Origin of the sequence: Streptomyces camelliae (genome assembly GCF_027625935.1) — a bacterium.
In the GTDB taxonomy this organism is placed as follows: domain Bacteria; phylum Actinomycetota; class Actinomycetes; order Streptomycetales; family Streptomycetaceae; genus Streptomyces; species Streptomyces camelliae.
The window spans coordinates 2,139,119-2,161,652 of record NZ_CP115300.1; the positions used below are offsets into that span (position 1 = coordinate 2,139,119).

Consider the following 22,534-nt stretch of genomic DNA (forward strand, 5'->3'; position numbering starts at 1 on the left):
GGGCGGATCGGAGCACGGGTGGAGAGACGGGTGGAAAGCAGGTGGAAACACCCGGCGCCGTCATCCACCGCTGATCCGCACCCAGGGGTGGAGAGTCACCGCTCACTGGCCCTGCGGCGGTGTGCCCCCGTGAGGATTCTTGTGTGTGTCCCCGGTGCCGTTGTGGGCGTGAGGGTGGTGGTGCGGGTTCTTGGCGTGGGTGCGCAGGCGGGCCGTGACGTCCTCCGGGGGCAGGAAGCGGGACCAGCGCTCAGGGAATTCTGAGGGCATGTCCGGGTCGTCGGGGTCGGCCTCGCGGGACGCCGCCGCCCAGGCGACGTACTCGGCGACCTGCGCCTCACGCATCCGCTCGTTCGCCTCGCGGGCGGCGGCCGTGGCGGCGGCGGGCCAGACCCGGTCGATGGCCGCGTTCACGGCCGCGCCGACCAGGACCGCGAAGGCCGACACGCCGATCCACAGCAGGACCGCGACGGAGGCGGCCAGGGAGCCGTAGATCGTGGCGCCCTCGATGGTGTGCACGAGGTAGATCCGCAGCAGGAAACTGCCGAAGACCCACATGGCCAGCGCGACGAGGGCGCCGGGGACGTCCTCGATCCACGGGGAGCGGACCGGCACGGACACGTGGTACAGGGTCGTCAGGAAGGCGATGGACAGGACCATGACGACCGGCCAGTACAGGACCTGCACGACCGTCGCCGACCAGGGCACCACCCGTACCACCGCGTCCGGGCCCGCCACCATCAGCGGCAGCGCCACCGAGCCGATCAGCAGGGCGACGATGAAGAGCAGGAACGACATCACCCTCGTCTTGACGATGCCGCGGACGCCGTCGAGGCCGTACATGACGGTGATGGTGTCGATGAAGACGTTCACCGCGCGCGATCCCGACCACAGCGCGAAGACGAACCCGATGGAGATGACGTCGGGCCGGGTCTTCAGCACGTCGTGCAGGATCGGCTCGGCGATCTCCTTCACGCCCTTGTCGGACAGGACCGTCCGCGAGGCGTCGAGGATGTTGGTCTCCAGGCTCTGGATGGTGTGGGCGCCGGTCCAGGTGTCGACGTAGGCGAGCAGCCCGATGAGACAGAGCAGCAGGGGCGGCACGGACAGCAGCGTGAAGAACGCCGCCTCGGCGGCCAGGCCCAGGATGCGGTACTCCATGCAGGAGTTGACGGTGTCCTTGAGCAGCAGCCAGGCCGTCCTGCGCTTGGAGACGTTCCGGTAGAGGGCTCTGGCCCGGTGGAGACGGCCGGGGGGCCGCTCGGGGGGTTCACTTGCTGGCTGCACGACCCAACGGTAGCCGCAGCACCGGACCGCCCTCACCTTCCGGGCCGGGTCAGCGGGTCCCCGGCGCCCCGGCACGTGCCGTTGTGCCACGCTGGAGGCCATCACCTCCACCAGTCCCGGGTAGGTTCGCAATCATGGCAGGCACCTCCACCCACACCGTGACGAACCAGCCGCCGCCCCTGGTCGGCTACGACCTGTTCACCGCCGACCGGGCCCTCGTGGCGGCCGTCGAGCGGTACACCGACCCGGACGTGCTGGACGAGGTGCGCGCGGAGCTGTCCGTGCTGGGACGCTCCTCGGGTTCGGCGCAGGTGCAGGAGTGGGGGGCGCAGGCGAACGAGCACCCGCCCCGGCTGCGCACCCACGACCGCTACGGCCACCGGATCGACGAGGTCGATTTCGACCCGGCCTGGCACCGGCTGCTCGGCAAGGGGGTCGGGGCGGGGCTGACCGGCGCCTGGACGCGGCCCGCCGGGCATGTGCGCCGGGCGGCCGGGTTCCTGATCTGGACCCAGGTCGAGGCGGGCAACTGCTGCCCGCTGTCGATGACCCACGCGGCCGTGCCCGCGCTGCGGACCGACCCGGAGCTGGCCGCCGCGTGGGAGCCGCTGCTGACGTCCACGGTGTACGACCGTGAGCTGCGGCCCGCCGCGCGGAAGGCCGGCGCCCTCATGGGCATGGCCATGACGGAGAAGCAGGGCGGCAGCGACGTACGGGCGAACACGACCGAGGCCCGGCCGCTGGCCGAGTCCGGGACGTACGCGCTGACCGGGCACAAGTGGTTCTGCTCGGCACCGATGTCCGACGCCTTCCTGGTGCTCGCCCAGGCCCCCGGCGGGCTCACCTGTTTCCTCGTGCCGCGGGTCCTCGCGGACGGCACCCGTAACGTGTTCCTGCTCCAGCGGCTCAAGGACAAGCTCGGCAACCGGTCCAACGCCTCCGCGGAGGTGGAGTTCGCCGGGACCTGGGCGCGCCGGGTCGGCGAGGAGGGGCGCGGGGTGCGGACCATCATCGAGATGGTCGCGGCGACCCGGCTGGACTGCGCGCTCGGCTCGGCGGGCCTGATGCGGCAGGCGGTGGCGCAGGCCGTGCACCACTGCGCGCACCGGGAGGCGTTCGGCGCACGGCTGATCGACCAGCCGCTGATGCGCAACGTCCTCGCCGACCTCGCCCTGGAGTCCGAGGCCGCGACCGCGCTCACGCTGCGGCTGGCCGCCGCGTACGACGAGGGCGGCGAGCAGGAGCGCGCCTTCCTGCGGCTCGCGGTGCCCGCCGCCAAGTACTGGATCACCAAGCGCTGCGCGCCCGTCGCGGTGGAGGCTGCGGAGTGCCTCGGCGGCAACGGCTACGTCGAGGAGTCCGGACTGCCCCGGCTGGTCCGGGAGTCGCCGCTGAACTCCGTCTGGGAGGGCGCCGGGAATGTCCAGGCGCTCGACGTGCTCCGGGCGCTGCAACGCGAGCCGGGCGCGCTGGACGCCTGCCTGACCGAGATCGGCCGCGCCCATGGCGCCGACCACCGCCTGGACCGGGCGGTGAAGGACCTGTTCACCGAGCTCGCCGACCTGAACGGCATCGAGGCCCGCGCCCGCCGCCTGGTGGAACGCCTCGCTCTGGTCCTGCAGGGCTCCCTCCTGGTCCGCCACGCCCCGCCGGAGGTGGCCGACGCCTTCTGCGCCTCCCGCCTGGGCGGCGACCACGGAGCGAGCTTCGGCACGCTGCCGGCGGGCCTGGACTTGGAGTCGATCGTGGACCGGGCACGCCCGGTGCTTTGAAGGAGGGACTGGCGCGACGTACCCAAGGGGCGCGAGGCTGTATCGATATGCGGCTACCGCCGCTATGGGAGTCCCCTCCTGTTCGAGCGAAGCCGAGAACTGGGGGGAGCGAGAAACCACAACGCACCCGCACCCGCCGGCGCACAGAACCCGGCAGCCCGGAAGGCGAACCCGGCCAAACCCCTGGGCGGGGTGGTGCTGCGCCGACACGGCACCACCCCGGGGGTCAAGTCTCGGCCACCCCCGATAAGTTCACCAGGGTTGCAAGGGGTTGCAACTTGTCGGCCCACGTGTGCGGATTGTCTGCCTCCGCCCGGCCTGGAACGGCAGTATGTGTGGCACAGCCGGGCCGGAAACCGCCGCCGGTACGGCTTGACAAGCATGTTCGAAGCCCTTTTCCGGGCCGTTCCGGGAGGACCCAGTGGTGAACCCGCCGATGAACGTGGCGCGCCTGGCCGCCGTGGACGTGGCGCAGGCGGCGCGGGTGCTGAGCGAGGTGCGCGAGGCCACGCTCGCCGGTCACCGTGCGCGGATCGCGCCGCGGCCGGTGATCGAGCAGTCCTGGGGGCGCATGCTGCGCAGCGGCGTGGACCCGGACCACGACTTCCGGTCGGGGCTGCTGCCGTCGGACGAGATCCGGCGCCGACGTGAGGAGTCACCGCTGCGGCACGTCCTGTCGGTGCTGCGCGACGGTCTGCTCTCGGTCGCGGACATCGCCCAGCACATCATGGTCGTCGCGGACGCCGACGGCCGCGTGCTGTGGCGGGAGGGGGCCACGCAGGTGCTGCGCAAGGCCGACGGTCTCGGCTTCGAACTCGGCGCGGACTGGCGGGAAGACGTCGTCGGCACCAACGGGGTGGGCACCCCGGCGGTCGTACGGCGGCCCGTGCAGGTGTTCGCCGGCGAGCACTTCGTCCGCTCGCACGTCTCCTGGACCTGTACGGGTGCGCCGATCACCGATCCCAGGGACGGCCGGCTGATCGGTGTGGTGGATGTCAGCGGCCCGCTGGAGACGATGCATCCGGCGACGCTGGCCTGGGTGGACGCGGTGGCGAAGCTGGCGGAGGCACGGCTGCGGGAGCTGCATCTGGACTCGCTGGAGCGGCTGCGGTCGGTGGCGGCGCCGGTGCTGGCCCGGCTGGAGGGACAGGCGCTGGTGGTGGACCGGGACGGCTGGTCGGCGGCGGTGTCGGGGATGCCGTACGTACGGCGCGTCGCGCTGCCCAAGTCGCTGTCGCCGGGCCTGCGGTGGCTGCCGTCGCTGGGTTCGTGCGCGGTGGAGCCGCTGGCCGGTGGCTGGTTGCTGCGGGCGGCGCAGGAACCGCCGGCCACGGCCGCGCGGATCGTGCTGGATCTGGCGAAGGCGGGGCGCAGCACGCTGACGGTGACCGGGTCCGCGGGTGCCTGGTCGCGTGAACTCAGTCCCCGGCACGCCGAGTTGATCTTTCTGCTCGCCGAGCACCGCGCCGGCCGGAGCGCGGCGGCGCTCGCCGGGGATCTGTTCGGGGATTCTTCACGCACGGTGACGGTACGGGCCGAGATGTCGCGGATCCGGCGGTACCTCGGGGAACTCCTCCAGCATCGGCCGTATCGTTTCTGCGAGGACGTGGAGATCGACGTCCTGCTCCCCGACGACCCGCGTGACCTGCTGCCTTCTTCTACGGCGCCGGCGATCGCCCGCCGCCGGACGGCTCCGGAGGGCACCGGGTCCCCCGTTCTCTGAGCGGAGTCTTCGGCACAAGTGCGGGGTATTCGCCCTGCGCGGGCCGTTACTGCCGTAGCATCCCTTCAGGGCTCCCCGGCTGTTGCACGCGTCAACCTACAAACCAGCAGGCACAGTTGGACCGCCTCGGCCCCGGGCCGGCTCGGCGGCGAAGGAGCCCTGGAAGAGGGGACGAGATGAAGCATCGCGGCAGACACCGGCGGCGCAGACGGGGCGCCGTGCTGCGCGCGGTCCTGACCGGCACCGCGCTGGCGCTCACCGCGACCGCCACCCTGATCAGCGCGTCCCAGGCCGATGTCACCGACAGCCCCGGTGCGCTCAAGTCCCTCTCGTCCCCGGCGGACACCTCCCGGCTGCGGCTCCAGGAGCAGCTCGTCCCCGCCCGCGCCCTGGACCGGCTGTCCTCGGCGATGGGCACCCCGGTCGGCGTGGACGACGTACTGGCGAGCGCGGACCGCGACATGAGCGAGGCCGCCGGCTGCTCCTCGGGCGACCGCGCGTCCCTGCCCGTCTCCCCGTCCGCCGACCGCGCCTACTGCTGGGACCCGGCGGACGCCTCGGCCACGGACTGGCGGCCGGCGTCGGTGACCACCTCCGGGGACGCCGACGACGACGGCCTGTGGGGCACACACCGGGTGGTCCTGGCCGGCTGGACCCACAGCGCCTCCACCGGACGCGCCGCCGAGCGGGGCCTCGCCCGGGTCGCCTTCGTGAACGCCGACGACCCCGCCCGCCTCACCTACCGCTGGGTGCTGCTGGTGCTGCCGGTGCGGGACGGCCAGGACTACCGTGGCCTGGCCTCCGGCATCTCGGGCATGGTCTGGTACCAGGACAAGCTGCTGGTCACCGCCGGGGCCGGCGGCGCCGAAGCGCTCTATGTCTACGACCTCGACCGCATCCAGCGCACCACGGTCGACGGGCCCGCGATCGGACGGGTCCCCGGCGGCTGGTCCGCGGACGGCTACCGGTACGTGATGCCCGCCGTCGGCTCCTACCGCTTCACCGCCGGCCGCTGCTCCGCCGCCGGCCCGCCCTGTCCCGGCGCACTCGCCCTGGACCGGAGCACCGTGCCCGACAGCCTGGTGGCGGCGGAGTGGACCGCGCCCGGCGCGGACCGTACGGCCCGGCTGTGGCGGTACGCGTTCGGCGCGGACCCCGAGCGCGGCGGACCGCTCGCCGCGGACGCCTCCGGGCAGGTCCCGGCGGTGGAGGCGTACCGGACCCGGGCGGCCGGGATCCGGGGCGTGCTGTCGTACCGGCGGCCCGGCGCCGACCATCCGTCCTGGTATGTGGGACACCTGCCCGGTTCTCGGGACGGACACGGCGGTCTGTGGCGCCAGGACGTCACGGCGGCGAAGGCGGCCCACTGCGGTGCGGACGCCTCGCACCGCTGCTGGGCCGAGGACGCGGGCTCCCTGTCGTACTGGCAGGCGACCGGCGAGGTGTGGTCGCTGTCGGACCGGATGCTGTTCTCGCTCCCGCTGGCCGAGCTGGACCGCTCACTGGGCTGAGCCCGTACACCGGGCCGCATCCGGCGTGACCCGGTCGATCGACAGACCGGGCGGCGGGATGATTCCCTGGCCCGCATGAGCAGCGTCCCCGTCACCACCTGGTCCCTGGAGCAGACCTCCCCGGTCGACCTTCTGCCCGCCGCCGCACCCGAGGGCGATGTACGGATCGTCCGCGCCGAGGTCCCCTCCCCCGAGCTCAGCCGCTTCCTGTACGCGTCGGTCGGCGGCGACCTCCGCTGGACCGACCGGCTGGGCTGGACGTACGCCCGGTGGCAGGAGTACCTGACGCGGCCGGGCGTGGAGACCTGGGTGGCCTACGACCGGGGCACGCCGGCCGGCTATGTGGAGCTGGAGGCGCAGGACGAGGGCGTGGTGGAGATCGTCTACTTCGGACTGCTCCCCGCCTTCCGCGGCCGGCGGATCGGCGGCCATCTGCTGTCGTACGGCACGGCCCGCGCCTGGGACCTGGCCGAGCGGTGGCCGGGGCGGGCGCCGACGAAGCGGGTGTGGCTGCACACGTGCAGCAAGGACGGCGAGTTCGCGATGGACAACTACCAGCGGCGCGGCTTCCGGCTGTTCGACACCAAGGTCGAGCTGGAGCGGGAGGTCGCGGCGCCGGGACCGTGGCCGGGGGCGTACCCCGCCTGAGCCCGGCCGATGCCCCCGCATCCCCCGCATACCCCGCGCGACCTGCCAGGACAAGCCTTCCGGCGGCACATGTGAGCGACGACACCCTCCGTCCACATTTCGGGACAAGGATGTCCACATGATGGATAAAGCTGGACTGTGTCCAGATCGCCGTGACACGCTTCCGTCATGTCTGGAACTGGAATTGCCTTGGTGAGTCGGCGGCACGTCGACCTCGGCCGCATGTCCAGCGCCATCTGTCCGGCGAGCTGAGCCCACCAGCACCGCCGCACTCCCCGTACCTGATTTCTGCCGCGCAATGATGCGCGACCATGCCCGCATGCGCGCCCGTGCGCAGGTCAGAGCCCCTTCCCGCCTGTCTTGAAGGACGTAGAACCATGGCCGCCAGCCCACAGAACCCCGCCGCCTCAGCGCCCCGCCGCAAGGTGAGTCGTCACCGCGGTGAGGGTCAGTGGGCCGCGGGGCACTTCACCCCGCTCAACGGCAACGAGCAGGTCAAGAAGGACGATGACGGTCTCAATGTGCGGACGCGCATTGAGACGATCTACTCCAAGCGCGGTTTCGACTCCATCGACCCGAGCGACCTGCGCGGCCGTATGCGCTGGTGGGGCCTCTACACCCAGCGCAAGCCCGGGATCGACGGCGGCAAGACCGCGGTCCTGGAGCCGGAGGAGCTGGACGACAGCTACTTCATGCTGCGCGTGCGCATCGACGGCGGTGCGCTCACCACGGCGCAGCTGCGGGTGATCGGCGAGATCTCGCAGGAGTTCGCGCGCGGCACCGCGGACATCACCGACCGGCAGAACATCCAGTACCACTGGATCCGGATCGAGGACATGCCCGAGATCTGGGAGCGGCTGGAGGGCGTCGGCCTCTCCACGGTCACCGCCTGCGGTGACACCCCTCGTGTGATGATCGGCTCCCCGGTGGCGGGCATCGCCGAGGACGAGGTCATCGACGCCACCCCGGCGCTGGAGGAGATGAAGCGCCGGGTCCTGAACAACAAGGCGTACTCGAACCTCCCCCGCAAGTTCAAGACCGCGATCTCGGGCTCGCCGCTGCTGGACGTGGTGCACGAGATCAACGACATCGCGTTCGTCGGCGTACGGCACCCCGAGCACGGCCCCGGCTTCGACGTGTGGGTCGGCGGCGGGCTGTCCACCAACCCCAAGCTCGGTGTGCGGCTCGGTGCCTGGGTGTCGATCGACGAGGTTCCGGACGTCTACGAGGGCGTCATCTCGATCTTCCGTGACTACGGTTACCGCCGGCTGCGCAACCGCGCCCGCCTGAAGTTCCTCGTCGCCGACTGGGGCGCGGAGAAGTTCCGGCAGGTGCTGGAGGACGAGTACCTGGGGCGCACGCTGACCGACGGGCCCGCGCCCGAGCAGCCCGTGCAGCAGTGGCGCGACCACATCGGTGTGCACCGGCAGAAGGACGGCAGGTTCTACGTCGGTTTCGCGCCGCGGGTCGGCCGCGTCGACGGCGCCACGCTCACGAAGATCGCCGATCTGGCGGAGGCGCACGGCTCCGGGCGGGTCCGGACCACCGTCGAGCAGAAGATGATCGTCCTCGACGTCGAGCAGGACAAGGTGGACTCGCTGGTCGACGGCCTGGAGGCGCTGGACCTCACCGCCCGGCCGTCCTCCTTCCGGCGCGGCACCATGGCGTGCACCGGCATCGAGTTCTGCAAGCTCGCCATCGTCGAGACCAAGCAGCGCGGCGCGCAGCTCATCGACGAACTGGAGCGCCGTCTGCCGGACTTCGACGAGCCGATCACGATCAATCTCAACGGCTGCCCGAACGCCTGCGCCCGTATCCAGGTCGCGGACATCGGTCTCAAGGGCCAGCTGGTCCTGAACGACCAGGGCGAGCAGGTCGAGGGTTACCAGGTGCACCTCGGCGGCGCGCTCGGTCTGGAGGCGGGCTTCGGCCGCAAGGTGCGCGGTCTGAAGGTCACCGCGGAGGAACTGCCCGACTACGTCGAGCGGGTGCTGAAGCGGTTCCGGGCGGAGCGCGCGGACGGTGAGCGGTTCGCCACCTGGGCCGCGCGGGCTTCCGAGGAGGCCCTGTCGTGAGCGAGCGTGCCGCGCCGTTCTACTGCCCCTACTGCGGCGACGAGGACCTGCGTCCGAGCGAAGAGGGTCACGGCGCCTGGGAATGCGGGGCGTGCAACCGCGCATTCCAGCTGAAGTTCCTCGGGCTGCTCGCCCGGGGGCTTCGGCGAGCCGACAACGGAGGGGACGAGCTGATATGACGACGGCTCAGGAACAGCAGCGTACGGCCGAGGAGTTGAAGGCGCTCGCCGAGCAGGCGGGCCGCGATCTGGAGGACGCCTCCGCGCTGGAGATCCTCCAGTGGGCGGCGGAGACGTTCGGCAAGCGCTTCTGCGTGACCTCCTCGATGGAGGACGCGGTGGTGGCACACCTCGCGTCCCGCGCGATGCCCGGCGTGGACGTCGTCTTCCTCGACACCGGTTACCACTTCCCGGAGACCATCGGCACCCGGGACGCCGTCGAGGCCGTGATGGACGTCAACGTCATCACCCTCACCCCGCGGCAGACGGTCGCCGAGCAGGACGCCGAGTACGGCCCGAAGCTGCACGACCGCGATCCCGACCTGTGCTGCAAGCTGCGCAAGGTGCAGCCGCTGGAAGAGGGCCTCAAGGGCTACCAGGCCTGGGCGACCGGGCTGCGCCGCGACGAGTCCCCGACCCGGGCGAACACCCCGGTCGTCGGCTGGGACGAGAAGCGACAGAAGGTCAAGATCTCCCCGATCGCCCGCTGGACGCAGGACGACGTGGACGCCTACGTCGCCGAACACGGCGTCCTGACCAACCCGTTGCTGATGGACGGCTATGCCTCCATCGGCTGCGCCCCGTGCACCCGCCGGGTCCTTGAGGGCGAGGACGCGCGCGCCGGCCGCTGGGCGGGCCGCGCCAAGACCGAGTGCGGACTGCACGGATGACGAACCATCAGACTCTTCAGGAGAACGACGTGACCACCGGAGCCACCGTCTGGCTCACGGGTCTGCCGAGCGCCGGCAAGACCACCATCGCGTACGAGCTGGCCGGCCTGCTGCGCGCCGAGGGCCACCGCGTCGAGGTGCTCGACGGCGACGAGATCCGCGAGTTCATCTCGGCGGGCCTCGGCTTCAGCCGTGCGGACCGGCACACCAATGTGCAGCGCATCGGCTTCGTCGCCGAACTGCTCGCCCGCAACGGCGTCAAGGCGCTGGTGCCGGTGATCGCGCCGTACACGGACAGCCGGGAGGCGGTCCGCAAGCGGCACGACGAGAACGCCACGCCGTACCTGGAGATCCATGTGGCGACCCCGGTCGAGGTGTGCAGCGTGCGCGATGTGAAGGGGCTGTACGCCAAGCAGGCCGCGGGCGAGCTGAGCGGGCTGACGGGGGTCGACGACCCGTACGAGGAGCCTCAGACGCCTGATCTGCGGATCGAGTCGCAGAACCAGACCGTGCAGGAGTCGGCCGCGTCCGTCTATGCCCTGCTGAGCGAGAGGGGACTGGCATGACGACCGTCGCCGAGGCCGCGACCGGTGGGGAGGGTACGGCCACGCCGTACGCCCTGTCCCACCTGGACGCGCTGGAGTCCGAGGCCGTGCACATCTTCCGTGAGGTGGCGGGCGAGTTCGAGAACCCGGTGATCCTGTTCTCCGGTGGCAAGGACTCCATCGTCATGCTGCACCTGGCGCTGAAGGCGTTCGCGCCGGCCGCGGTCCCGTTCTCGCTGCTGCATGTGGACACGGGACACAACTTCCCCGAGGTTCTTGAGTACCGGGACCGTGTGGTGGCCGCCCATGGGCTGCGCCTGCATGTGGCCTCCGTGCAGGACTACATCGACCGCGGTGTGCTGAAGGAGCGTCCCGACGGCACGCGTAACCCGCTGCAGACGCTGCCGCTGACGGAGAAGATCCAGAGCGAGAAGTTCGACGCGGTCTTCGGCGGCGGACGCCGGGACGAGGAGAAGGCCCGCGCCAAGGAGCGGGTGTTCAGCCTGCGCGACGAGTTCTCCCAGTGGGACCCGCGCCGTCAGCGCCCCGAGCTGTGGAACCTGTACAACGGCCGGCACGCGCCCGGCGAGCACGTGCGGGTCTTCCCGCTGTCCAACTGGACCGAGCTGGACGTGTGGCAGTACATCGCCCGGGAGGGCATCGAGCTGCCGCAGATCTACTTCGCGCACGAGCGTGAGGTGTTCGCCCGTAACGGCATGTGGCTGACCGCCGGCGAGTGGGGCGGCCCGAAGGACGGCGAGACGGTGGAGAAGCGCCAGGTCCGCTACCGGACCGTGGGCGACATGTCCTGCACGGGTGCCGTCGACTCCGACGCGGCCACGCTGGACGCCGTGATCGCCGAGATCGCCGCCTCCCGGCTCACCGAGCGGGGCGCGACCCGCGCCGACGACAAGCTGTCCGAGGCCGCGATGGAAGACCGCAAGCGCGAGGGGTACTTCTAGCCATGAGCACGACCACGACCGAGGCACTCTCGGCCACCACCCTGCTGCGGTTCGCCACCGCCGGCTCGGTCGACGACGGCAAGTCCACGCTCGTCGGGCGGCTGCTGCACGACTCCAAGTCGGTCCTCGTCGACCAGTTGGAGGCCGTGGAGCGCGCCTCCGCCAGCCGCGGCCAGGACGCCCCCGACCTCGCGCTGCTCACCGACGGCCTGCGCGCCGAGCGCGAGCAGGGCATCACCATCGACGTGGCCTACCGCTACTTCGCCACGCCCCGGCGCCGCTTCATCCTGGCCGACACGCCCGGACACGTGCAGTACACCCGCAACATGGTGACGGGTGCCTCCACGGCCGAGCTGACGGTGATCCTGGTGGATGCCCGCAACGGCGTGGTCGAGCAGACCCGGCGGCACGCGGCCATCGCAGCCCTGCTGCGCGTCCCGCACGTCGTCCTCGCGGTCAACAAGATGGACCTCGTCGGGTACGCGGAGAAGGTGTTCGCCGCGATCGCCGAGGAGTTCACGGCGTACGCGACCGAGCTGGGCGTGCCCGAGGTCACCGCGATCCCGATCTCGGCGCTCGCCGGTGACAACGTGGTGGAGCCGTCGGCGAACATGGACTGGTACGGCGGTCCGACGGTGCTGGAGCACCTGGAGACCGTGCCGGTCAGCCACGACCTGGCGCACTGCCACGCCCGGCTGCCCGTGCAGTACGTGATCCGGCCGCAGACCTCCGAGCACCCGGACTACCGGGGCTACGCGGGCCAGATCGCCGCCGGTTCCTTCCGGGTCGGCGAGTCGGTCACCGTGCTGCCGTCGGGCCGCACCTCGACCATCTCCGGCATCGATCTGCTGGGCAAGCCGGTCGACATCGCCTGGACCACGCAGTCGGTGACAATCCGGCTGGCCGACGACATCGACATCTCGCGCGGCGATCTGATCGTGCCGACCAAGGACGCGCCGGCCACCACCCAGGACGTGGAGGCGACCGTCTGCCATGTGGCCGACGAACCGCTGCGGGTCGGCCACCGGGTGCTGCTCAAGCACGGCACCCGCACGGTCAAGGCGATCGTGAAGGACATCCCGTCCCGCCTCACGCTGGACGACCTGTCCCTGCACCCGCACCCGGGACAGCTCGTCGCCAACGACATCGGCCGGGTGAAGATCCGTACCGCCGAGCCGCTGCCGGTCGACTCCTACGCCGACTCGCGCCGCACCGGCTCCTTCATCCTGATCGACCCGTCGGACGGCACCACGCTGACCGCGGGCATGGTCGGCGAGTCGTTCGCGTCCCCGGAGCCGGTCAAGGACCAGGCCGACGAGGACGGTTGGGACTTCTGAGCATGAAGGCCCTGGACATCTACTCGACGTTCGCGAAGGAGGGCGGCCGCATCGGCAGCGGCGCCCTCGGCAGCGGGCAGGGCGGAGTGGCCCGATGTGTGCGCTGACGTACGCGCACTGCTCGCGCGCCCTCACCCCCCACCGCCGTAGACGAAGACCTGCCGACCTCCCGGCCACGACCTGAGAGACCGTGACCGCCGGGCCTCCGAGAGGAACACCTCCCGTGCCTGCACCGACCGCATTCCGCCGCAGCCTCGCGGTGATCGCCGCACTTCCCCTGCTCACCCTCGCCGCCTGCGGTTACGGCTCCGAGGCCAAGAAGGACGACACCGCCAAGATCGCCGCCGGAGCGGAGAAGATCGACGGTCTCGACTCCGTGAAGATCGGTTACTTCGGCAATCTGACGCACGCCACCGCGCTGGTCGGCAACCAGAAGGGCTTCTTCCAGAAGGAGCTGGGCGCCACCAAGGCCGAATACCAGGTGTTCAACGCCGGCCCGTCCGAGATCGAGGCCCTCAACTCGGGCTCCATCGACATCGGCTGGATCGGCCCCTCCCCCGCGATCAACGGCTACACCAAGTCGAACGGCAAGAGCCTGAGGATCATCGGCGGTTCGGCGTCCGGCGGGGTGAAGCTGGTCGTGAACCCCAAGAAGATCACGTCCCTGCAGGACGTCAAGGGCAAGAAGATCGCGACCCCGCAGCTGGGCAACACCCAGGACGTGGCGTTCCTCAACTGGATCGCCTCGCAGGGCTGGACGGTCGACGCGCAGAGCGGCAAGGGCGATGTGTCGGTCGTCCGCACCGACAACAAGGTGACCCCGGACGCCTTCAAGTCCGGCTCCATCGACGGCGCGTGGGTGCCGGAGCCGACCGCGTCGAAGCTGGTCGCCGAGGGCGGCAAGGTGCTGCTGGACGAGGCGTCGCTGTGGCCGGACAAGAAGTTCGTGATCACCAACATCATCGTGCGGCAGGCCTTCCTGAAGGAGCACCCGAAGGCGGTCGAGGCGGTGCTGAAGGCCTCGGTCGAGACCAACAAGTGGATCAACGCCAACCCGGACCAGGCCAAGGCGGCGGCGAACCAGCAGCTGGCGGCGGACTCGGGCAAGGCGCTGCCGGCGAAGGTGCTGGACCCGGCCTGGACGTCGATCCGGTTCACCGACGACCCGCTGGCCTCCACCCTCGACACCGAGGCGCAGCACGCGGTGAAGGCCGGTCTGCTGAAGAACCCCCAGCTGGCCGGCATCTATGACCTCACCCTGCTGAACAAGGTCCTCAAGGCCGAGGGCGAGCCCGCTGTCGGCGACGCCGGTCTCGGCGTCAAGTAACCCCCGTAGCCGATGAGTTCCCAGGAGGTGACGACCATGGCCACGACCTTCGCCAAGGCCGCCGAGTCCGTAGAGCACGCGGCGCGCATCGAGCACGTCTCGAAGTCCTTTGCGAACCCCGGCGGGCAGCAGCTCGTCCTGGACGACATCAGCCTCGATGTCGCGCCGGGCGAGTTCGTCACCCTCCTGGGCGCCTCGGGCTGCGGCAAGTCGACCCTGCTGAACCTGGTGGCGGGGCTCGACCGGCCCTCCGCCGGCAGCATCACGACCAACGGGCGGCCGGCTCTGATGTTCCAGGAGCACGCCCTGTTCCCGTGGCTGACCGCGGGCAAGAACATCGAACTCGCCCTGAAGCTCAGGGGCGTCGCGAAGAACGAGCGGCGCGAGCGGGCCGAGGAACTGCTCGAACTCGTCCGGCTGCAGGGCGCGTACGGCAAGCGGGTGCACGAGCTGTCCGGCGGTATGCGCCAGCGCGTGGCCATGGCCCGCGCGCTCGCCCAGGACAGCCAACTGCTGCTGATGGACGAGCCGTTCGCCGCGCTGGACGCGATCACCCGTGACCTGCTGCACGACGAGCTGACCCGGATCTGGGCGGAGACGGGGCTGTCGGTGCTGTTCGTCACGCACAACGTGCGCGAGGCGGTGCGGCTCGCGCAGCGGGTCGTGCTGCTGTCGTCCCGGCCGGGCCGGGTGGCCCGCGAGTGGCGCGTGGACATCCCGCAGCCGCGGCGCATCGAGGACGCGCCGGTCGCCGAACTGTCCCTTGAGATCACCGAAGTACTGCGTGGGGAGATCCGCCGCCATGGCCAGCACTGAGACGACGACCGCCACGGACGCGGGAAGCGTCGAGGCCGGCCTGGACGCCCTGGAGACCACCGTCACCTCCCGGACGTCGTTCCGGCAGACCTTCGTCAACAAGATCCTGCCCCCGCTGGTCGCCACCGTGGTGGTGCTGGCGGTGTGGCAGGCGCTGATCTCCTTCAAGATCGTCGACGATCCGACGAAGCTGCCGTCGCCCGCCGACGTGGGCAACGAGTTCAAGCAGGCCTGGCTGCAGGGCAACCTGCTCGGCTACATCTGGACATCCGTCTCGCGAGGTCTGCTGGGCTTCCTGTTCGCGCTGGCCATCGGCACCCCGCTGGGGCTGCTGGTGGCCCGGGTGAAGTTCCTGCGCGCGGCCGTCGGACCGGTGCTGTCCGGTCTGCAGTCGCTGCCGTCGGTGGCGTGGGTGCCGCCGGCGGTGATCTGGCTGGGCCTGAACAACTCGATGATGTACGCGGTGATCCTGCTCGGGGCGGTGCCGTCCATCGCCAACGGCCTGGTGTCCGGCATCGACCAGGTGCCCCCGCTGTTCCTGCGGGCGGGCCGCACGATGGGCGCGACCGGGCTGAAGGGCGCCTGGCACATCGTGCTGCCGGCCGCGCTGCCGGGCTATCTGGCCGGGCTCAAGCAGGGCTGGGCGTTCTCCTGGCGTTCGCTGATGGCCGCGGAGATCATCGCGTCCTCCCCCGACCTGGGCATCGGTCTGGGCGCGCTGCTGGAGAACGGCCGCAACGCCAGCTCCATGTCCATGGTGTTCGAGGCGATCTTCCTGATCCTGTTCGTCGGTATCGCGATCGACCTGCTGATCTTCAGTCCGCTGGAGCGGTGGGTGCTGCGCAGCCGCGGCCTGCTGGTGAAGGGCTGACATGAGCGCCCCGGTCCTGCTCGTCATCGCCCACGGCAGCCGCGATCCGCGGCACGCGGCGACCGTGCACGCCCTGGTGGAGCGGGTGCGGTCGCAGCGGCCGGGGCTGCGCGTGGAGACCGGGTTCCTCGACTTCAACGTGCCGTCCGTGCACGGGGTGCTGGAGTCACTCGCGGCGGAGGGAGTGCGGGACGTCGTCGCGCTGCCCCTGCTGCTGACGCGCGCCTTCCACGCCAAGGCCGACATCCCGGCCGTCCTGCGGGACGCCCCGCCGCGCCTCAGGATCCGGCAGACGGACGTGCTCGGTCCGTCGCCGCTGCTGCTGGACGCGCTGGAGCGGCGGCTGTACGAAGCGGGGCTGAGCCCCGCCGACAAGCCCTCGACCGGGGTCGTGCTGGCCTCGGCGGGGTCCTCCGACCCGGAGGCGATCGCAGTGATCGCCGATATCGCGCGGGAGTGGTGGCACACCGGTTGGTGCGCCGTGCGGCCTGCGTTCGCCTCCGCATCCCTTCCGCGCACCGAGGACGCCGTGGCCGAGCTGCGTGCGCTCGGCTGCGAGCGGGTCGCCGTCGCGCCGTACGTCCTGGCCCCCGGCTTTCTGCCGGACCGCATCGCGCGGGGCGCGGCCGGGGCGGACGTACGGGCGGACGTGCTGGGCCCGGCGCCCGAGGTGGCGCGGGTGCTGCTGGAGCGCTACGACGCGGCCCGCCGGCCGGCGCTGGCGGCGCTGGGCGCCTGAGCGCACCGGCCCGCAGCGGGCGGTGTCCGGGGCCGCGTGGCGGCGCGGCCCCGCCTGGTCACCGGCGGCCGGTCACAGGCCGAGCGCGTGCAGGAGCTGCCGGGTGAAGCTGAGGCTGCCGGTGCCGGCGCTCGCCACGATGGCGACCTCCTCCAGTGCCGTGCGGATCCGGCCCCGGTTGGGCGGCAGTCCGTCCTCGGCGGACAGCGCCAGCTCGCGCTGGACGCTCTCGCCCCACCCGGCGAGCCCGGGATACTCGGCCCGCAGCGCCTCGGTGAGGCGGTCCGCCGCAGCCATGAGGGTCCGCAGGTCGGGCGGGCCGTCGCTGAGGTCCATGCGACCGTGGTCGCCGAAGTCGTAGGTGCTCATGTCCTGTCCTCGCATCTGACCCGAAGGAGCCATGGGGGGGAGTGGTGTGTGGGGGGTTCAGGGCCGCTGACGTTACCGATCTCGCGGGGGCGCGTGTGCGGTCGTACGGCGCTGTCGCGGGCGTCCGCCGGGCGGACGAGGGCCCGGACGGTCACGATGGCGCGGAGCGGGCCGGAAATCCTCACCCATCTGGGTGATCGGCGTCCGTTGACCGGGCCCTGGAGACCGGCGCCGCGAGAGGTACGGCGGCACCGTCGGTGCCGCTGTGCCCGTGCTGCCCGTCCCGCTCATCCACCCGTCCCTCGGACCGTTCCGCCTCGGCCGTTCGCGCTCCTGACCCTAGGGACAAGCGGACGAATTTGTCGCGAGGTTCGGCGAGGGGGGCCATCGGGAGGCGGGGACGTGGTACAAGGCCGCCGGGTCCGGCGCTCCCCTGTGACGTCGGACCCGGCGCTTCTTCGTTCTGCGCCGGGCACCGCCCGTGTGTCACAGGTGAGGCGGACCGCGGGCGCCTCAGGGACGTTTATCGGCCAATCGGTTCGCGGGTCAGTCGAAGCGGAGGCCGCCGGTGCGGGTCCGCTTGAGCTCGAACAGGTCGGGGTGGCGGGCCAGCACCCGGAAGCTGTCGAAGAGTTCGGCCGCCTCGGCGCCGCGCGGTACGGCGCGCAGCACCGGCCCGAACCACACCGTGCCGTCGACGTGGAGGGTCGGGGTGCCGACGTAGGCGCCCGTCTCCGGCTCGGCCCCCGCCTCGTGGCTGCGCCGTACGGCGTCGTCGTACGCCGGGTCGTGGGCGGCGGCCGCGAGACCCGCGGGGAGGCCGAGTTCGGCCAGCGAGTCGGCGATCACCTCGTCGAAGTCCTTGATCTCACGCTCGTGGATGCGGGTGCCGAAGGCGGTGTAGAGGTCGCGCAGCACCTCGTCGCCGTGCTGCTCGGCGGCGGCCACGGCGACCCGTACGGGGCCGATCGAGCGGTCCACCAAGTCCCGGTACCAGTCCGGGAGTTCGTTGCCGATGTTGTGCAGGTACAGGCTCATGGGCCGGAACCGGAGGTCGAGCGGGCGCTGCCGCTCGACCTCCAGCATCCAGCGGGAGGTGATCCAGGCGAAGGGGCAGGCCGGGTCGAAGAAGAAGTCGACGCGGGTACGGTGGAGCTCGGCGCCGGTGGCGGCAACGGTCTCGGTGGCGGTCTCACTGCGGTTCATACCCTTGACGGTACTCGGTCATTGGTGCGCAATCCCGGCCCATTCGTCGCTCGTCTTCTTGGTCCAATTGGCTTGATTCCAACCCCTGTTCTACGGCTGTTCCGCCGCGTCGGCCCTACGGACGAGCTCCGCGACCGGCATGGACCCGGCGGCCCGGCGCTCGCGGGCGAACCGGTTGGCGAGGTGCTGGAGCAGTTCGTTCAGCGGGGCCGGTACGCCGTGCAGCCGGCCGAGCAGGGCGATCTCGCCGTTGAGGTAGTCGGCCTCGATGGTCCCGGTGCCCCGGGCCAGGGACTGCCAGGAGGAGCCGCCGCCGCGCGGGGTGCCGTCCAGCGGCACCAGGGTCACCTTGTCGCCACGGGCCGCGCGCTGCTCCGCGTCGCTCGTGTACGCGATCCCGGCGGCGTCCAGCACGGCCTCGCCCTCGGCACGCACGCGGGCGAGCAGCGCCTGGGCGGCCTCGGTGTCACGGGTTCCGGTCAGCGCCTCGATGGCGTTGCTCAGGTTGGCGAGCAGCTTGGCGTGCTGCCAGCGGGCCACGTCGGGGACGACGGGCGCCTCGAAGCGGGCGTCGGCCAGGTCGGCGGCGATCCGGCGGGCGGTGTCGTCGGTCCCGTACGGCAGCCGGCCGAGGTGCAGGATGCCGGTGAGCGGGGTGCCCGCGGCGGAGACGACGCCGGGTTCCACGAAGGTCGCGGGCAGCCAGACGCAGACGCCGTACACGTGCCGGAAGCGACGCAGGGCCAGCCGGCCGCTCTCCACGCCGTTCTGCAGGCACACCAGTGGCAGGCGCTCGGCCGCCGTACCGCCGCCCTCGACCGGCGTCCCGGCCCAGGCGTCCAGTGCGGAGACGGTGTCCTGGGTCTTCACGGCGAGGACGAGGACGTCGTCGGCGCGCAGCTCGCCGAGCGGGCCGGGTCTGTCGACGGCGGGCAGCCGGTACGTCAACTCCCCTTCCGGGACCCGTAGTCGCAGGCCGTGTGCGTCGAGTTCCGTCAGATGCTTGCCGCGTGCCACGAGGACGACCTCGCGCCCGGCCTGGGCGAGCCGTCCGCCGACGGTCCCGCCGACCGCTCCCGCCCCGATGATGATGTAGCGCATGCGGCGAGCCTCGCACACCCGTACCCGCTCCCGCCCCGCCCCGCCCCGCCCCGCCCCGCCCCGCTCCCGGCAGGCTTCCGTCATGCTTGCGGAGCCGTCAACTCCACCAGTTTGAGCACCGTGTTCCAGTTCCGGCTGGTGGCGATCAGCCCCTTGGCCGGCCGGCGGCCCAGCACCTCGGCGAGCTTGGAGCGGCCGAGGCCGTCGGGGGCGTAGAGGTACAAGCAGCGATCGCCGAGCCGGAACTCCTCGGGGAGGAAGGCGACTTGGTCGATGTGCGCGAAGCGGTCGGGGGTGACGGGCGCCGAGTAGTACGTGACGTGCAACTGCCGGGCCGCCAACTCGGCAGCGGGGAAGGGGCAGTTCTCCGCCACGGCCTTGAGATAGGCGTGGTCGCGCACGAGCACGTCGACCGGGAAGCCGAAGCGTTCCTCGACCGCCCGGCCCAACTCCGCGGCCAGCGCCTCCTCGTCACCACGCGCGGTGGTGAAAACGGCCTGACCGCTCTGCAGATAGGTCCGTACGCCGGTGTGGCCGAGGCCGGTCAGAAGGGCGCGCAGATCGGCCATGGGCACCTTCTTGCCGCCGCCGACGTTGATTCCGCGCAGGAGCGCCGCGTAGGTCGTCATCCGGCCAGCCTAGAGGGGCCGCCGTGCCCCGTGGGGGTGGGCACGACGGCCGGGCCCGCGTGGGGCGGGCTGCGCGAAACTCTCGCCGATCGCCGGGGGCCGGAGCAACCTCTCCACGCAGCTGTGACTTGTTCAACAAGCTTTCGCAATCACAAACCGGCGCGCGGACGGCGGAACGGACATCCCTCCTCCCGGCGCGGGAACCCCGTCGGCGCGGCGGCCCTGCCGCGTGGCCGGTTCCGACCCCGAGACGCGTCCCCGAGAACCCCCGATAGGTGTAAGGGGCCGTCGTCCTTCCCAGTGCGGAGAAACCGGTCCCGCACTTCACCGAACAGCACGACGAGACGCCTTTATCCGCCCCATACGGTCAATGCGGAGCAAGGAAGACGGGGCGGCAGGGGGCCGTCACGGCACACGAGGGGGGCAGACCCGTCATGGGGAACACACAGGTGCGGGCGCGGGGGCTGGCCGCCCGCGCGGGCGGCTGGAGCGCCCGGCACCGCTGGGCGGCTGTCGGCATATGGGTGCTGTTCGTCGTCCTGGCGCTGGGACTCGGCTCGGCGGCAGGCCGGGTCGACGTGAACGAGGGCGACCAGCTGAGCGGCGAGACGCACACCGCCGCGCGGATCATCGACGACGCGGGGATCAAGCAGCCGGCCGGCGAGACCGTCCTGATCCAGTCGAAGGACAGTGCCCAGCAGGCGACCGGGAGCGAGTTCCGGGCCGCCGTCGCCGATGTGGTGAAGGCCGTCGAGGCCACCGGGAAGGTCACCGGGGTGACCTCGCCGTACGACACGCACACGATCTCCCGGGACGGGCACAGCGCGCTGGTCCAGTTCGACGTGCGCGGCGACGCCAAGACGGCCGTCGACCGGATCGAGCCGGTGCTGAACGCCGTCGCCGGGGTACAGAAGCAGCACAGCGGACTGCGGATCGAGGAGATCGGCGGCGCCAGCATGCAGAAGCAGTACAAGGACGCCTTCGGTGACGACTTCAAGCAGGCCGAGTACTCGGCGGTGCCGGTGGCCCTCGGCATCCTGCTGATCGCGTTCGGCGCGCTGGTGGCCGCGCTGCTGCCGGTGGCCCTCGCGATCACGGCGATCATGGCGACGATGGGTCTGATGGGCGTCGTCAGCCATCTGCAGCCGATGAGCGACACCGCCAACTCCGTGATGCTGCTGGTCGGCATGGCCGTCGGGGTCGACTACTGCCTGTTCTATCTGCGCCGGGAGCGCGAGGAGCGGGCCGCCGGGCGAGACGCCGGCACCGCGCTGAGGATCGCCGCCGCCACCAGCGGGCGGGCGGTCATCGTCTCCGGGGTCACGGTGTGCGTGGCGATGGCGGGCATGCTGTTCACCGGGCTCGCCGAGTTCGAGGCGATGGGTCTGGCCTCGCTGATGGTGGTGGCGGTCGCCATGGTCGGCTCGGTGACCGTGCTGCCCGCGCTGCTGTCGCTGCTCGGCGAGCGCGTCGAGAAGGGCCGCCTCCCGTTCCTGAGCCGACGCCGCAAGGGCGCCTCGGAGAGCAGGTTCTGGACGGCCGTGCTGCGGATCGTCCTGGCCAGGCCGCTGGTCTCCGTCGCCGTGGCGGCCGGCGCGCTGCTGGCGATCGCCGCGCCCGCGCTCGGCATGAAGACCCAGCAGCTCACCCTGGACCAGGAGTTCGGCACGTCACTGCCGATCGTGCAGACCTACAACCGGGTCAACGACGCCTTCCCCGGCGGCAGCGAGCCGGCCCAGGTCATGGTCAAGGCCAAGGACATCAACGCGCCCGAGGTACGGCAGGCGCTGGCCGACTTCAAGCAGCGGGCGATCGCCTCGGGCGCCTCGCGCGGCCCGGTCGACATCCGGCTGCACGACGCGCAGAACATCGCCGTGATCTCCGTACCGCTGGTCGGCGGCTCCGACATGGACCAGGCGGTCAAGAGCCTGGAGAAGCTGCGCGACGAGGTGCGGCCCGCCACGCTCGGCAAGGTGCCCGGCCTGCAGGCACCGGTCACCGGACAGGTCGCCGGCAACCACGACTTCAACGACCAGCTGCTCGGCTCCGTCGTCCCGGTCTTCGTGTTCGTGGTCGTCTTCGCCTTCCTGCTGATGCTGCTGTCGTTCCGCTCGCTGACCGTCGCGATCACGTCGATCGTGCTCAACCTGCTGTCGGTGTGCGCCGCCTACGGCATCCTCGTCGCCGTCTTCCAGCACGGCTGGGGTGCCTCGCTGGTGGGCGCGGTGGGGGTCGGCGCGATCGTGACCTGGCTGCCGCTGTTCCTCTTCGTGATCCTGTTCGGGCTGTCGATGGACTACCACGTGTTCGTCGTCTCCCGGATCCGCGAGGCACGGGCCAGGGGACTTCAGACGCGGGAGGCGATCCGGCACGGCGTGGTGACCACCGCGGGTGTCGTCACCAGCGCCGCGGTCATCATGGTCGCCGTGTTCGCGATCTTCGGCACGCTGTCCATGCAGTCGATGAAGCAGATGGGCGTGGGTCTGGCCGCGGCGGTCCTCATCGACGCGACGGTGATCCGCGGGGTGCTGCTGCCGGCCGTGATGGCCCTGCTCGGCGAGCGCAACTGGTATCTGCCGAAGTGGCTGCACCGGCTGCCCGACCTCACGCACGACGAGGCGCCGGAGCCGGCCGCGCCGGCGGTGCCGGACGAGGGTGAGACGGTGCGGGTCTGACCCTTCCACCCGTATGAGGGTCCGTTGGTCTCCGGGGGAACCAACGGGCCCT

21 protein-coding genes are annotated in these 22,534 nt (G+C 71.4%); 16 read left to right on the forward strand and 5 right to left on the reverse strand.

Annotated elements, in window-relative coordinates:
• Positions 1 to 102: 102 nt before the first annotated feature.
• Complete coding sequence (locus O1G22_RS09680; protein WP_270080969.1) at positions 103 to 1,287, reverse strand: YihY/virulence factor BrkB family protein; 1,185 nt, start codon at positions 1,285 to 1,287, stop codon at positions 103 to 105.
• 134 nt (positions 1,288 to 1,421) lie between these two features.
• Between O1G22_RS09680 and O1G22_RS09685 the strand changes: the two genes are divergently transcribed.
• The 15 genes from O1G22_RS09685 (at position 1,422) to O1G22_RS09750 (ending at position 16,502) form a co-directional block, all read left to right on the forward strand.
• Positions 1,422 to 3,059, forward strand: coding sequence for an acyl-CoA dehydrogenase family protein (locus tag O1G22_RS09685; RefSeq protein ID WP_270080970.1), 1,638 nt, complete (start codon positions 1,422 to 1,424; stop codon positions 3,057 to 3,059).
• 436 nt (positions 3,060 to 3,495) lie between these two features.
• The gene (locus O1G22_RS09690) at positions 3,496 to 4,782 is read left to right on the forward strand and encodes a GAF domain-containing protein (protein WP_270080971.1); all 1,287 of its coding nucleotides are present in this window, start codon (positions 3,496 to 3,498) and stop codon (positions 4,780 to 4,782) included.
• 176 nt (positions 4,783 to 4,958) lie between these two features.
• On the forward strand, positions 4,959 to 6,293 hold the full coding sequence (locus tag O1G22_RS09695; RefSeq protein ID WP_270080972.1) for a hypothetical protein: 1,335 nt from the start codon (positions 4,959 to 4,961) through the stop codon (positions 6,291 to 6,293).
• A 75-nt stretch (positions 6,294 to 6,368) separates the two neighbouring features.
• Entirely contained in the window at positions 6,369 to 6,941 is a 573-nt protein-coding gene (locus O1G22_RS09700) for a GNAT family N-acetyltransferase (protein ID WP_270080973.1), read from the forward strand.
• A 168-nt stretch (positions 6,942 to 7,109) separates the two neighbouring features.
• Positions 7,110 to 7,193: a putative leader peptide gene (locus O1G22_RS44525; RefSeq protein WP_309486338.1), complete on the forward strand. Its 84-nt coding sequence runs from the start codon at positions 7,110 to 7,112 to the stop codon at positions 7,191 to 7,193.
• A gap of 125 nt (positions 7,194 to 7,318) precedes the next feature.
• Positions 7,319 to 9,016: a nitrite/sulfite reductase gene (locus tag O1G22_RS09705; RefSeq protein ID WP_270080974.1), complete on the forward strand. Its 1,698-nt coding sequence runs from the start codon at positions 7,319 to 7,321 to the stop codon at positions 9,014 to 9,016.
• A complete protein-coding gene (locus O1G22_RS09710; protein ID WP_270080975.1) occupies positions 9,013 to 9,195 on the forward strand; it encodes a hypothetical protein in 183 nt (60 codons plus the stop codon). The genes O1G22_RS09705 and O1G22_RS09710 overlap by 4 nt, the downstream gene beginning before the upstream one ends.
• Complete coding sequence (locus tag O1G22_RS09715; protein ID WP_270080976.1) at positions 9,192 to 9,905, forward strand: phosphoadenylyl-sulfate reductase; 714 nt, start codon at positions 9,192 to 9,194, stop codon at positions 9,903 to 9,905. Before O1G22_RS09710 ends, O1G22_RS09715 begins: the two co-directional genes overlap by 4 nt.
• Before the next feature lie 29 nt (positions 9,906 to 9,934).
• Positions 9,935 to 10,471 (forward strand): adenylyl-sulfate kinase, encoded by a 537-nt coding sequence (gene cysC / locus O1G22_RS09720; RefSeq protein WP_428986339.1) that lies wholly within the window; start codon positions 9,935 to 9,937, stop codon positions 10,469 to 10,471.
• A complete protein-coding gene (gene cysD / locus O1G22_RS09725) occupies positions 10,468 to 11,412 on the forward strand; it encodes a sulfate adenylyltransferase subunit CysD (protein ID WP_270080978.1) in 945 nt (314 codons plus the stop codon). Before cysC ends, cysD begins: the two co-directional genes overlap by 4 nt.
• Before the next feature lie 2 nt (positions 11,413 to 11,414).
• Positions 11,415 to 12,749, forward strand: coding sequence for a sulfate adenylyltransferase subunit 1 (locus O1G22_RS09730; RefSeq protein ID WP_270080979.1), 1,335 nt, complete (start codon positions 11,415 to 11,417; stop codon positions 12,747 to 12,749).
• Between the two features lie 223 nt (positions 12,750 to 12,972).
• On the forward strand, positions 12,973 to 14,076 hold the full coding sequence (locus tag O1G22_RS09735) for an aliphatic sulfonate ABC transporter substrate-binding protein (RefSeq protein WP_270080980.1): 1,104 nt from the start codon (positions 12,973 to 12,975) through the stop codon (positions 14,074 to 14,076).
• Between the two features lie 12 nt (positions 14,077 to 14,088).
• Complete coding sequence (locus O1G22_RS09740) at positions 14,089 to 14,892, forward strand: ABC transporter ATP-binding protein (protein WP_225095642.1); 804 nt, start codon at positions 14,089 to 14,091, stop codon at positions 14,890 to 14,892.
• Positions 14,879 to 15,763: an ABC transporter permease gene (locus tag O1G22_RS09745; protein WP_270080981.1), complete on the forward strand. Its 885-nt coding sequence runs from the start codon at positions 14,879 to 14,881 to the stop codon at positions 15,761 to 15,763. Before O1G22_RS09740 ends, O1G22_RS09745 begins: the two co-directional genes overlap by 14 nt.
• 1 nt (position 15,764) lies before the next feature.
• On the forward strand, positions 15,765 to 16,502 hold the full coding sequence (locus tag O1G22_RS09750; RefSeq protein ID WP_270080982.1) for a sirohydrochlorin chelatase: 738 nt from the start codon (positions 15,765 to 15,767) through the stop codon (positions 16,500 to 16,502).
• A gap of 72 nt (positions 16,503 to 16,574) precedes the next feature.
• On the opposite strand, the gene O1G22_RS09755 is transcribed toward O1G22_RS09750, so the two are convergent.
• From O1G22_RS09755 to O1G22_RS09770, 4 genes are all read right to left on the reverse strand, one after another.
• Entirely contained in the window at positions 16,575 to 16,871 is a 297-nt protein-coding gene (locus tag O1G22_RS09755) for a hypothetical protein (protein WP_270080983.1), read from the reverse strand.
• A 546-nt stretch (positions 16,872 to 17,417) separates the two neighbouring features.
• Positions 17,418 to 18,077, reverse strand: coding sequence for a mycothiol-dependent nitroreductase Rv2466c family protein (locus O1G22_RS09760; RefSeq protein ID WP_270080984.1), 660 nt, complete (start codon positions 18,075 to 18,077; stop codon positions 17,418 to 17,420).
• 90 nt (positions 18,078 to 18,167) lie between these two features.
• A complete protein-coding gene (locus O1G22_RS09765) occupies positions 18,168 to 19,178 on the reverse strand; it encodes a ketopantoate reductase family protein (RefSeq protein WP_270080985.1) in 1,011 nt (336 codons plus the stop codon).
• A gap of 80 nt (positions 19,179 to 19,258) precedes the next feature.
• Positions 19,259 to 19,807 carry a DUF1697 domain-containing protein gene (locus tag O1G22_RS09770; RefSeq protein WP_270080986.1) on the reverse strand — a complete coding sequence of 183 codons (549 nt, stop codon included), beginning with the start codon at positions 19,805 to 19,807 and terminating at the stop codon, positions 19,259 to 19,261.
• A gap of 434 nt (positions 19,808 to 20,241) precedes the next feature.
• Between O1G22_RS09770 and O1G22_RS09775 the strand changes: the two genes are divergently transcribed.
• Positions 20,242 to 22,482, forward strand: coding sequence for an MMPL family transporter (locus O1G22_RS09775; protein ID WP_270080987.1), 2,241 nt, complete (start codon positions 20,242 to 20,244; stop codon positions 22,480 to 22,482).
• Positions 22,483 to 22,534 lie beyond the last annotated feature (52 nt).